The 12,586-nt window shown below is 50.3% G+C and carries 11 protein-coding genes; 3 read left to right on the forward strand and 8 right to left on the reverse strand.

The annotated features are described in order from the left end of the window. Positions 1–182 precede the first annotated feature (182 nt). Positions 183–1,250 (forward strand): glycerate kinase family protein, encoded by a 1,068-nt coding sequence (locus L6468_RS04100; RefSeq protein ID WP_237795582.1) that lies wholly within the window; start codon positions 183–185, stop codon positions 1,248–1,250. Here L6468_RS04100 and L6468_RS04105 read toward each other — a convergent pair. Both L6468_RS04105 and dnaK read right to left on the reverse strand, forming a co-directional pair. After that, positions 1,237–1,863, reverse strand: coding sequence for an AlbA family DNA-binding domain-containing protein (locus L6468_RS04105; RefSeq protein WP_237795584.1), 627 nt, complete (start codon positions 1,861–1,863; stop codon positions 1,237–1,239). The two genes, L6468_RS04100 and L6468_RS04105, sit on opposite strands and share 14 nt — an antisense overlap. 106 nt (positions 1,864–1,969) lie before the next feature. Beyond that, positions 1,970–3,880 (reverse strand): molecular chaperone DnaK, encoded by a 1,911-nt coding sequence (gene dnaK, locus L6468_RS04110; RefSeq protein ID WP_237795593.1) that lies wholly within the window; start codon positions 3,878–3,880, stop codon positions 1,970–1,972. Between the two features lie 167 nt (positions 3,881–4,047). On the opposite strand from dnaK, the gene L6468_RS04115 reads away from it, so the two are divergent. Next, positions 4,048–5,367 (forward strand): hypothetical protein, encoded by a 1,320-nt coding sequence (locus tag L6468_RS04115; RefSeq protein ID WP_237795595.1) that lies wholly within the window; start codon positions 4,048–4,050, stop codon positions 5,365–5,367. 51 nt (positions 5,368–5,418) lie between these two features. Here L6468_RS04115 and recA read toward each other — a convergent pair whose 3' ends face one another. The 4 genes from recA to L6468_RS04135 are packed head-to-tail and all read right to left on the reverse strand — an operon-like array spanning position 5,419 to position 9,233. Further along, a complete protein-coding gene (recA, locus tag L6468_RS04120) occupies positions 5,419–6,441 on the reverse strand; it encodes a recombinase RecA (protein ID WP_091816160.1) in 1,023 nt (340 codons plus the stop codon). Positions 6,442–6,491: 50 nt separating this feature from the next. After that, on the reverse strand, positions 6,492–7,730 hold the full coding sequence (locus L6468_RS04125; RefSeq protein WP_091816158.1) for a saccharopine dehydrogenase family protein: 1,239 nt from the start codon (positions 7,728–7,730) through the stop codon (positions 6,492–6,494). Positions 7,731–7,737: 7 nt separating this feature from the next. Beyond that, on the reverse strand, positions 7,738–8,598 hold the full coding sequence (locus L6468_RS04130) for a mechanosensitive ion channel family protein (RefSeq protein ID WP_091816155.1): 861 nt from the start codon (positions 8,596–8,598) through the stop codon (positions 7,738–7,740). 41 nt (positions 8,599–8,639) lie between these two features. Further along, entirely contained in the window at positions 8,640–9,233 is a 594-nt protein-coding gene (locus L6468_RS04135) for a DUF6621 family protein (RefSeq protein WP_237795597.1), read from the reverse strand. 179 nt (positions 9,234–9,412) lie between these two features. On the opposite strand from L6468_RS04135, the gene rhaD reads away from it, so the two are divergent. Further along, positions 9,413–10,222: a rhamnulose-1-phosphate aldolase gene (gene rhaD, locus L6468_RS04140; RefSeq protein WP_237795599.1), complete on the forward strand. Its 810-nt coding sequence runs from the start codon at positions 9,413–9,415 to the stop codon at positions 10,220–10,222. A 112-nt stretch (positions 10,223–10,334) separates the two neighbouring features. Here rhaD and L6468_RS04145 read toward each other — a convergent pair whose 3' ends face one another. Then, positions 10,335–11,411, reverse strand: coding sequence for an OmpA family protein (locus L6468_RS04145; protein WP_237795601.1), 1,077 nt, complete (start codon positions 11,409–11,411; stop codon positions 10,335–10,337). Positions 11,412–11,527: 116 nt separating this feature from the next. Next, entirely contained in the window at positions 11,528–12,574 is a 1,047-nt protein-coding gene (locus L6468_RS04150; RefSeq protein ID WP_237795603.1) for an L-rhamnose/proton symporter RhaT, read from the reverse strand. Between the last annotated feature and the right edge of the window lie 12 nt (positions 12,575–12,586).

Raw genomic sequence — 12,586 nt, forward strand, 5'->3', positions numbered from 1 at the left:
TAAGAATGGTGTAACCTGCAGGGCTACACCATTCTTATTATTGTGAGGCAGTTTATAACTGCATGTTTGGTTTCATGACATCATGACATTTTACGGTGTGTGGCATTGAAAGAGAGTAGGGGGAAAAAGAATTGCTCCGTTTGTCTGGTTTCCAGGATTAATTCGTATCTTTGCGCCGTCATATGAAAAAGATTATTATAGCCATCGACTCCCTGAAGGGTTGTCTGACATCTAATGAAGCCAACAGGGCTGCAGCGGATGGCTTTGCCTTGTCTATGCCTGAGGCAGAGGTCGTCAGTATTCCCGTAAGTGATGGCGGCGAGGGCTGGCTGGAGGCATTCAAGGATGTCCTTGGCGGAGAGGTAGTAGACGTGAACGTGAAGGATCCAATGATGCGAACCATCATGGCGCAGTATCTGGTGAAAGACGATACAGCGGTGATAGAAATAGCGAAGGCCAGCGGACTGACACTGCTCACGGCAGAGGAACGTAATCCTATGGTGGCAACGAGCTATGGCACAGGCCAGCTGGTGGTGGATGCTGTAAGGCGCGGATGCAGGCATATTATCGTGGGGCTCGGTGGCAGCGCTACCAGCGATTGTGGTATCGGGATGCTACGGGCTATTATCGATGCCTTCGCCCGTCATGGCAGTTGGGATGATGTCAGGGAACTGAGTCATGTACATTTCACGATTGCTACTGACGTGACCAATCCGCTTTGCGGTGAGAAGGGCGCTGCACATGTGTTCGCGCCTCAAAAGGGAGCAACACAGGAACAGGTGCTTGCCCTCGATGCACGAGCCCGTCGTTTTGCGGAAGTCTCATCCAGACACATGGGCTACGACCGCCAGGATATGCCAGGAGCCGGTGCGGCGGGCGGCTTGGGCTATGCTTTCCTGCAATATATGAATGCTGAATGCCGTTCGGGTATTGACCTGTTGCTTGACAGCGTCCACTTCGATACTTTATTACAAGATGCCTCGCTGGTCATTACGGGCGAGGGCTCTGCTGATTGTCAGACGCTGATGGGTAAACTGCCCTTCGGCATCTTGCAGCGAGCAAAGAAATACCATGTACCCACCTGGCTGATAGCTGGTCGCATTAGTGATCGTGAGGCGTTGCTCGATGCAGGTTTTGAACGTGTAGAATGCATCAATCCGCCTGACGTACCGCTTGACGAGGCCGTGAAGCCCGAAACCGCCAAGCGACATATTTATGAACTCTTTTTAGGTGGGATTATATCTGACTGAATAGGAACTGCTGGCTTTGGTACTCCCAGCGAACGATGCCAAAGCGGATAAGACGGGCCAGCAGAGCGATGACTTTTGGACGGGGCAATCGCGAGGAGCGTACTATCTGGTTCAGTGTGCGCTGTCCCTCAATGGCATTGAGCAATTGTCTCACTGTGTCGTTGTAGGTCATGATGGCCCCCTGAGGCTTTTGCTGTTCGCGCCAAAGAGCCAGATGAACAGGCGAGGCAACGATGTTCTCGTCGGCAATGCGGATATAGGCACGCTTGCTACCTTCTTCATCCAAAGCACAGATAGGACGGTTGGGGGAGGGCGGAACGGTGGCAATGACAATGGTCCTGCCCTCTACATGATAGGTATCAAACTTGATGCTCGCCTCGGGCTTGCAGTATTTGTAAGCCGCCTGATGCATCATGTAGATCTCCTCCTCGCTTCGTACCCCCGAGAGATGTCCGTCGTCGCGCACGCCAATCAGCAGGCGGCCGCCATCGGTATTGGCAAAAGCCGATACCGTTTTTGCCAGTTTGCAGGCATCGGCAACGCGATATTTGAAGTCTTGCTGCTGGTGTTCGCCTTCACGAATAAGGCTGAGAAGATAGTGCTTGTCGTCCATACGGGGTGCAAAGTTATGCAAATTATCTGAAGAATCACGCTCTTTGAGGCAAAAAAAAGCGTGCAACCTTTCGGATGCACGCCTTCATCATTGTCATATGTGGTATTTACTTCACTTCCTCGAAGTCAGCGTCCTGAACGTCATCGTTAGGATTTGACTGAGTCTGCTGACCACCCTGGTACTGCTGCTGACCTGCATCGGCACCGGGCTGACCTGCGCCTGCCTGCTGGTACATCTTCTGAGAAGCAGCCTGCATCACCTGGTTCAGGTTGTTCATGGCTGTGTCGATAGCAGCAACATCACCTGCCTTGTGAGCTTCCTTCAGCTGGTTGACAGCAGCCTCTACGTTAGCCTTGTCGGCACCCAGCTTGTCACCATTCTCGTTGAGGAAGGTCTCAGTTTGGAAAATCATAGAGTCGGCCTGGTTCATCTTGTCGATGCGCTCGCGCTCCTTCTTATCGTTCTCAGCATTAGCCTCGGCCTCAGCCTTCATGCGGTTGATCTCGTCCTGTGACAGACCAGATGAAGCCTCGATGCGGATGGCCTGCTCCTTACCGGTAGCCTTATCCTTAGCACTTACCTTCACGATACCGTTGGCGTCGATGTCGAAGGTTACCTCAATCTGAGGCACACCGCGACGGGCGGGAGCGATTCCGGTGAGGTTAAACTGACCCAGGCTCTTGTTCTGAGAAGCCATAGGACGCTCACCCTGCAGTACGTGGATGGTTACCTCTGTCTGATTGTCAGCTGCAGTAGAGAATACCTGGCTCTGCTTGCAAGGAATAGTTGTGTTGGCATCAATCAGCTTGGTCATTACGCCACCCAGGGTCTCAATACCCAGAGTCAGAGGAGTAACGTCGAGCAATACGATGTCCTGACCAGTCTCCTGGTTAAGGATAGCACCCTGGATAGCTGCACCTACAGCTACTACCTCGTCGGGGTTCACACCCTTTGAAGGCTCCTTGCCGAAATAGTTCTTTACCAGTGTCTGCACAGCAGGAATACGGCTTGAACCACCTACGAGAATCACTTCGTCGATATCTGATGTTGAGATACCTGCATCGCGAACGGCGTTCTGGCAAGGTACCAGGCAAGCCTGAATCAGGTTGTGGGCCAGCTGCTCGAACTTAGCACGTGTCAGGGTCTTCACCAAGTGCTTGGGAACACCACCTACGGGCATGATGTAGGGCAGGTTAATCTCTGTAGAAGTAGTGCTTGACAACTCAATCTTAGCCTTCTCAGCAGCCTCCTTCAGACGCTGCATAGCCATAGGATCACTCTTCAGGTCTGCACCCTCGTCGTTCTTGAATTCCTGTACCAGCCAGTCGATGATTACCTGGTCGAAGTCGTCACCACCCAGGTGTGTGTCACCATTGGTAGAGAGCACCTCGAACACACCACCACCGAAGTCGAGGATAGAGATATCGAAAGTACCACCACCGAGGTCGAACACGGCAATCTTCATATCCTTGTTGGTCTTGTCGATACCGTAAGCCAGAGCAGCTGCTGTAGGCTCGTTCACGATACGACGTACGTTCAAGCCAGCAATCTGACCGGCTTCCTTAGTAGCCTGACGCTGAGAGTCTGAGAAGTATGCGGGCACGGTGATAACGGCTTCAGTCACCTCCTGACCCAGATAGTCCTCTGCGGTCTTCTTCATCTTTTGAAGCACCATAGCAGAGATTTCCTGAGGCGTATACTTACGGCCATCGATGTCAACACGGGGATAGCCACCCTCGTTTACTACATTAAATGGTACGCGTGAGATCTCCTTCTCGGTCTGCTGCCATGTCTCACCCATGAAACGCTTAATAGAATAAACGGTGTTCTTGGGGTTGGTGATAGCCTGACGCTTGGCGGGATCGCCAATCTTACGTTCGCCACCCTCAACGAAACCTACTACAGAAGGCGTTGTGCGCTTACCCTCGCTATTAGCGATAACAACAGGCTCGTTGCCTTCGAATACAGATACACAAGAGTTTGTTGTACCTAAGTCAATTCCAATAATCTTTCCCATAATTGTATTTATTTTTTTTGTTATTATTCAAAATATGTCACTGACAATCTAGCAAAGTGCGTGCCAAAAGTGAAAAAAATCCCCATAATCGATTTTTTGTCACGTCATTTTGTCATAAGTCAGAAAAAAATTATATCTTTGCACTCGTTATCAATCAACATAACGTTATGAAAAGACTATTTGTGATGGTTGTCATGGCCGTGGCTGTCATTGGTGCCTCGGCTCAGGAGAATAAGTATATCGTGAAAACGAAGGGCGCTAAGAAGACTGTTGTCGCAACTTCTGCAGAGGATCCTCAGGCCGCTAAGGAAACGGAGGAACCTCAGGATACGCTGAGCCGCTTCTTCCGTCATGTCAGCATGTGCGACTGGGGAGAAGGTATGCGCTTCATGGTGATTCCCGACAAGAAGGATATGGTCATCAAGACTTTTGCCGATGCAGAGACAGGTCAGATGGTGAGCAGTCTGAAACTCCGTCATAAGATTATGGTCTATCAGGGACATGAGAATACCGGTGGACTGCACGAGCGTGTGAACTTCAAGTGCGAGGATGATGGCAAGGCTTACTATTTCGAGGTGCCCACAGCATCATTCGATGACTACTGCTTTGGCAAACTGGGTGTGCCCACCCTGGCATATCTGGGTGATGTGGATGCTGCTATCGAGTTTTTCAAGGATAAGACGCTGTTTACCCTGGCCAGTGAGTATTATGTGGATACAGAACTGGATGGTGATGGCTACAAGACCATCACGGATGTGAAACCTGGTACGGAGGTGAAGGTTGTGGCTGTAGGCGTAGGCACGCGTAACTTCCCCGTAAAGATTATCGTGGCTGATGAGTCAGGACGTGAGTTCTATCAGAATGTGGCTATCAGTAAGACCAACAGTGGTATGCGTGACGAGGAGTTTGAAATCAGCAATATGAAGTTCCATACCTTCCGTGGTGCCTTTGAACTGCCTGCTGACAATATGGCAGCAAGTTCTGCTTATAAGAAATATATAGGTAAGGAGGTCTATACATTGTATGCATCTGTCTTTACTGACCAGAATGGCAAACCTACGAAGGCTGCACGCCTGTCAACATTCAGAATCAAGGATGTGCGTGCCCAGCGTGGTACCCATTATGTCAAGATGACACTGCGCGGACTCGGTTCAGGCAAGACCTATACGAAGGAGGTCACCTTTGTGAGTCAGGATGTGTCCGGTGATATCGCAGGTACGCATGAGGACCTTTACAACAACCTGTTTGCTGAGGGTAATCCTCTGGATATCCCAGGTGTTAAGAAGGAACATATGGTAGATATCCAGAAAGGTGTGGCCCGTCCTGGTTTCACTGAGGCCGAGGTGCTGCTGGCCCTTGGCGAACCAAGCAGCAGGAGGGAAGTGGACGACAAGACCTATACGATGGAGTATAAGAGCGTGAACCAGCGATATGCTTGTGTCTTCATGGATAAGAAAACCAAGAAAGTGAAGAGCGTGAAGCATTAAAATAAAAAGGGCAATCGAAATTGCCCTTTTTATTTTGATTTCTACTCTTGCTTACTGCTCGTGTAGTTTCTCCATAATCTTTGCCTCCAGTTCCTCACAAAGCTCGGGGTTGTCCTTCAGCAGATTCTTCACGGCATCACGTCCCTGAGCCAGTTTTGATTCTCCGTAAGAGAACCATGAGCCACTCTTCTTGATGATACCCAGTTCTACACCCAGGTCTACAATCTCGCCAATCTTTGAGATACCCTCGCCGAAGGTGATCTCAAACTCTGCCTTGCGGAAAGGAGGAGCCACCTTGTTCTTTACCACCTTCACGCGGACCTGGTTACCAATGATGTTGTCGCCATCCTTGATAGAGGTCACCTTACGGATATCCAGACGTACGGAAGCGTAGAACTTCAGGGCGTTACCACCAGTGGTTGTCTCAGGATTGCCAAACATGACACCAATCTTCTCACGCAACTGGTTGATGAAGATACAGGTGGTGTTGGTCTTGGCGATGGTAGAGGTGACTTTGCGCAGGGCCTGGCTCATCAGACGTGCGTGCAGACCTACTGCTGAATCACCCATATCGCCCTCAATCTCCTTCTTAGGCGTCAGGGCGGCTACAGAGTCAATCACAATGATGTCGATAGCAGCCGAGCGAATCAGCTGGTCGGCAATCTCAAGAGCCTGTTCACCATTGTCGGGCTGTGAGATATACAGGTTGTCAATATCGACACCCAGCTTCTGTGCATAGAAACGGTCGAAGGCATGCTCTGCGTCGATAAAGGCTGCAATACCGCCATTCTTCTGGCATTCTGCGATGGCATGGATAGCCAGAGTGGTCTTACCTGATGACTCAGGACCATAGATTTCGATGATACGTCCCTTTGGATAGCCACCTACGCCAAGGGCAGCATTCAGTGCGATAGAACCGGTGGGGATGACCTCCACGTTTTCCACGCTTTCCTCGCCCATGCGCATGATACTACCCTTACCGAAGTCTTTCTCGATCTTCGCCATGGCAGCCTGCAAGGCCTTCATTTTCTCCTGTTGAGGAGTCAACTGTTCTGTTTCTTCTTTCTTTGCCATATGGTCTTTTTTCTTTTTTTTCGTTATTACGTTATATCGTTATCACAACATTAGAGCTCCAGGTCTCCGTCGTGAATCTCGTGCCAGGGCAGACCCTGCTTGTTGAGCTGTTCCATGAATGGATCGGGATCAAACTCCTCTACGTTGTGAACGCCGGGCGTATTCCAAAGACCCTTGCAGAACATCATGGCACCAATCATAGCGGGTACACCTGTGGTATAGCTGACACCCTGCATGCCAGTCTCCTCGTAGGCGGCACGGTGGCTGCAGTTGTTGTATACATAATAGGTATGCTCCTTGCCATCGTTGCCGATACCACGGATGCGACAGCCGATAGAAGTCTGACCCTCGTAGTTCTCGCCCAGATCCTGTGGGTTGGGCAGCACGGCCTTGAGGAACTGCAGAGGCACAATCTTCACCTTTGCAGTGCCGGTACCGTCGGCCAATGGAGCCTCGTACTCCACCTCGTCGATACGGCTCATGCCAATGTTCTGAATCACCTCCAGGTGCTTCAGGTACTGCTGACCAAAGGTCATCCAGAAGCGGGCACGCTTGATGGTGGGGTAGTTGATAACCAGTGACTCAATCTCCTCGTGGTGCAGCAGGTAGCTGTCGCGAGGACCAATTTCGGGGTAGGTCAGGTCCTTATGGATTTCCAGAGGTTCGGTCTCAACCCACTTGCCATTTTCCCAGTAGAGTCCCTTCTGGGTAATCTCGCGGATATTAATCTCCGGGTTGAAGTTGGTGGCGAAAGCCTTGTGGTGGTCGCCAGCGTTACAGTCAACGATATCCAGATACTGAATCTCCTTGAAGTGGTGCTTGGCAGCATAGGCGGTGTAGACAGATGTTACACCCGGGTCGAAGCCACAACCAAGGATGGCTGTCAGACCGGCCTTCTCGAAACGCTCGCGATAAGCCCACTGCCATGAGTACTCAAAGTGAGCCTCGTCCTTGGGTTCGTAGTTGGCGGTATCCAGATAGTTGCATCCGCATGCCAGACAGGCATCCATGATGGTCAGGTCCTGATAGGGCAGGGCCAGGTTGATTACCAACTCAGGCTTGAAGTCGTTGAAGAGCGCCTTCAACTGCTCTACATCGTCGGCATCCACCTGGGCGGTCTTGATGTCCAGTTTGTATCCAGCCTTGTGAATATCCTCTACTATCTTGTCGCACTTAGCCTTTCTGCGACTGGCAATCATGAATTCTGTAAATACGTCAGCATTCTGTGCAATCTTGAATGCTGCTACTGTAGCGACGCCACCGGCGCCAATCATTAATACTCTTGACATATTTTATTTATTTGTTGTTCAGTATGTTAACATCTACACGGTTGAATGGGAACATGAAGCCACGTTCCTTCAACATCTGGTAGACAGTCTCATTCAGGTTGAAATAGACAGCCCAGTAGTCGGCACCCTTACACCAAGAGCGGGTGACAACCGTTACGCCGCTCTCGCCCAGGTTCAGCAGACCAATCCAGGGCTCTGCCACGATGGGAGAATCCTCTACGGGACCCTGAATGACCTGTGGGTGACTCTTCAGGATATCCATGATGGCTGCCTTTACCTCATTGTAGTCGGCACCATATTCAAACTGAAACTCCAGGTCCACACGACGATAGAGCTCCTTGGAGGAATTCTTCATGGTGCCACTGCTCAGCGTACCGTTTGGAATCAGGATGATCTGGGCATCACCAGTACGGATGATGGTATTGAAAATCTGAATCTCCTTCACGATGCCGGCATAGCCCTGCGCCTCGATGAAGTCGCCCACCTTAAACGGACGGAACAGCAGAATCATCACGCCACCGGCGAAATTCTGCAGCGTGCCGCTCAGTGCCATACCGATGGCCACACCTGCTGATGCAAACAGGGCAATGAATGAAGAGGTCTCGATGCCCAGGATGCCTACGATGATGATGATAAGCACAAACCAGCATACCACGTTGATGATACTGTTGAGGAAGGTATAGAGCGTAGCGTCCACCTTGCTCTTCTCCAGCATCTTGGTAAACAGCTTGATAATCAGTTTAATCAGATAGCGACCAATGAAATACACAATGGCTGCTACTACCAGATTCTTACAAAAGGTGAGTCCCCACTGCCAAAGTTGCTCATAGGGCACGGCAGCGAATAGCTTGTCTAATATACTGCTCATAGTTTTTTATAGTTTATTTCTTAGCTCTTAACTCTTAATTCTTAACTCTTAACTCCTGCCTCCAACTCTTCCCCTCTGATACCCAGCGCGGCCATCAGCGAGTAGCCCAGTATCTCCTGACAGAACCCGCCGCCCGTCATGGGCTGCATGGCAAACACGGTGACACGCTTCAGGTCATCTTCTGCCTTGCGCACGATATCGCGTACATTATTATATAGCGATTCCTCAGGTATCACCATCACGCGTTTCACCTCTTTCTGCTGCATCACGGTCTGGAGCGTGTCCAGGAATAGCGAGTCCTTGTCAACGAATCCTTCGCCATTGGGTGTGCTGAAGCAAAACTCGCCCAGGTTACCCTTGAAGGCCTTTCCGTCCAGTTCCTCTGAGAACTGCCCTGGCACGAAGTTTTTCATCGCCGTCATTTCCTTGTCGTGCGTCAGTATGACGGTCGTCTGATGCTCACCGTTCCTGAGTCCGCCGTCCAGTGCGATACACTCCACCCATTTGGCCATGTCAGCCTGCGGAATCCGCCTTTCCAGCATTCGTTCAAAATTCACTATCAAGTCGAATGCCACTCTGTCTACAAGGGCTGCATCCGCTATGATAACATTCTCGCTCCATTGTATATTATTCATAAGTGCAAAGGTACAAAATGACGGGTAATTTACCAAATCTTTCGCCATATTTTAATTTAATTTCATGTGATTGACATAAATCAAACCGTAAATCATAATTCAGGGGTTAAAAATCAAATTATTGTGCTGGGTACTTAAAAATAGGTATACCTTTGCAAATGCAAAGAAAACTATAGATTATGAAGAGTATCTTAGACGGACGTCCTGCCTTGAAGGCGGAGATTGAGAAAATCGCTGAGGTGGCCGGCTATCTGTGGCAAAACGGATGGGCTGAGCGCAACGGCGGAAATATCACAGTGAATATTACAGAGTATGTTGACGACGAGATTCGCAGCATGGCTCCTATCAGTGACGTGAAGCAGATTGGTGTGACATTGCCTGCACTGAAGGGCTGTTACTTCTATTGCAAGGGTACAGGCAAGCGTATGCGCGACCTGGCTCGCTGGCCTATGGACAACGGATCTGTGATTCGTATCCTTGACGACTGCGCTTCGTATGTGATTATTGCTGACAACGCTGTGATGCCTACCAGCGAACTGCCCAGTCACCTCACCGTTCATGCCCGTCAGATTGAGACCAATTCCGGCTATAAGGCAACGGTTCATACACACCCCATCGAACTGGTGGCTATGAGTCATAACCGTGCATTCCTGGGTAAGGATGTGCTGACGAAGATTCTGTGGAGTATGATTCCAGAGACCAAGGCTTTCTGTCCGCTGGGTCTGGGTATCGTGCCTTACACCCTGCCTGGTTCCAACGCACTGGCTGATGCTACACTGAAAGAACTGGAGAACTATGATGTGGTGATGTGGGAGAAGCATGGCGTCTTTGCCAAGGGTACTGACGTGATGGATGCTTTCGACCAGATTGATGTGCTCTCAAAGAGTGCCAAGATTTACATCAACTCAAAATGCATGGGTTTCGAACCCGAGGGCATGAGTGATGAGCAGATGAAGGAGATGACAAAGGCCTTCAACCTGCCCAGATAAGAAAACAACTACTGACTACATATTATATTATTACTTATTAACGGGTAATTAAAAAGCCCCAGCGTTGAGAAATGCTGGGGCTTTGATTTGTTCTATGTTGACAGGGTAGGGGTTACTCTTCGCCAAAGGCTATCACTGCACGGTTGTCGTCATTATTGGCAAATGGCTGTTCGGTATCGCCCTTCACCTCAATCTTCAGACGGTCTGCTGCAATACCTTTCTCTACGAGTGCCTTCTTCACGGCGTTGGCACGCTGCTTGGCGATACGCTTGTTGACACTGGCATTACCAGTCTCTTTGTCAGCATAGCCGGTGAGCACGATGTTAGCCTTTGGATGCTCGTTGGCCCATTCCATGATCTTGTCAATCTTGCCAGCCTGCTCATCCTTGATGTCGGCCTTTGCCAGATCAAAGAAGATATTCTCTGTAATCTTCACGGGCTTCTTCACCACAGGTGCGGGGTCTGGCTTTGGTTCGGGCTTGGGCTCAGGCTTGGGCTCAGGCTTCACCTCGGCAGGCTCCTCTACATAGACATACTCTTTTTCCTCGATAACGGCAGGCTCTTCTGCCTTTGCCTTCTTGTGGCCGAACTTGAACGTCAGACCAGCCATGGCATAAGGCCACCACTTGTTGTTATCAACGTATACCTCGTTGTTCTGACGGATATAGTTGGTACCAGCCTCGATGTTGAATCCCCAGTGCTTTGACAGGTTGAAGTCAATCATACCGCCCACCTTCCATGCGGTGTTCCAGCGGTCACTGCCATAAGCGGTGGCACGTGCGTTGTTGTCGACCCATGCGTGGGGCACAGCCAGTTCAAAGGGTACGCCTGCAATGGCAATCAGGTTCACAGTGTTCTTCTGATGGGGGAAGAATACGTTAGAGAGGTTGAACATCATATCGAGGTCGATGTTGCCAATCTTGCTCTTGTATTCAGAACCATCGGGCAGTGTTGCCTTCCAGGTGCTTCCATTAGCCTGCAGACGCATTCCAAACACGCTGGTGAAGTTGTATCCCAGGGAAACAGCGCCCATGGGATTCCATTTGCGGTCTATTCCCTGACCGTTATAGGCTCTCATCACACCACCCTGCACACCGATAAAAGCGTGGGGATAGTCTTTTGTTTCCTGCGCAGAAACATTGATAGCAAACAGCATTGCCACCATTGAAAGAAAGATTCTGTACTTCATGTGATAATATTTGTATTGTTTAAGTTTCGTTAACTAGCCGCAAAGATAATGCGTTTTTTCGAGAAAAGCAAATGTTTTGCTCGAAAAAACGCATTTCCTTGATTAAAAGACGCTTGTTACTTGCTGAGGCTATCGATGATAGTAGGCAGGAAGGTAGAGATAATCAGCACTGCGATACCTGCAATCAGTACGCTGATGGTCTTGCCGGAACATCCCTTCCACTCCTTGAGGATGATACCCCATACATTAGAGAATACCACGTTGAGTGCCATCAGGATACAGAACGACAGGACAAACATGGTGCCGCCCTTCTCGAAGAAGCTCTGACCCAGTGAGAGTCCGAAGAACTGTGAATACCACAGGGCACCGGCCAGCAGACAGAACACCACATTGTTGCCCCATACACTGCCTTTCTTATAGTCGCCCCATGTCTTGTTCTTCTGGTTCTGGTAGAAACAGTAGATGGCATTGGTGACAAATCCGCCCAGGGTCACCAGGAAGGTGGCGGGCAGGGCGGCAAACATCTCCTGCGTCTCAGCGAACTTGATGTCGGCACCGAAGGTGAGACCTACGTTGAAACAGCCACTCATGAAACCGGCAAGCAAGGCGATGGTCAGTCCCTTGGGGAAGTTGAAGTCCTTCACGGCAGCCTTCTTCTCCTCCTCAGAGAGGCCAGCCGACTTCATGGAACCTGCCACACCGATGATGGCGATGCCCACAAGCGTGACTACCACACCCAGAATCACTGAGAAGGTCAGTTTTGACAGGGGATCCTGCTCAGGGAAGAAGATGTTGAGCAGCACAGGTCCCATGATGGTTCCCAGACCGGCGCAGGTACCCAGGGCGATGCTCTGGCCAAGTGCCACACCCAGGTAGCGCATAGAGAGACCGAAGGTCAGTCCGCCCACGCCCCACAGCACACCGAAGAGGATCGTCATCCAGATATTGAATGACTGTTCGGCTGTGAAGAGCTCAAACAGCGAATGGCCTGCAGGTACTGCCAACAGTGCGCCCAACAGGGGCAGGAGCAGCCAGGCGAAGACACCCTGCACAATCCAGTAAGACTCCCAAGACCAGTCCTTGATCTTGTTGATAGGTACGTAACATGACGACTGGCAGAAAGCGCCAATCGCGATAATGATTAGTCCGATAACAATTTCCATGTTGTTTAGTAA

Origin of the sequence: Prevotella communis (assembly GCF_022024115.1) — a bacterium.
In the GTDB taxonomy this organism is placed as follows: Bacteria; Bacteroidota; Bacteroidia; order Bacteroidales; family Bacteroidaceae; genus Prevotella; species Prevotella communis.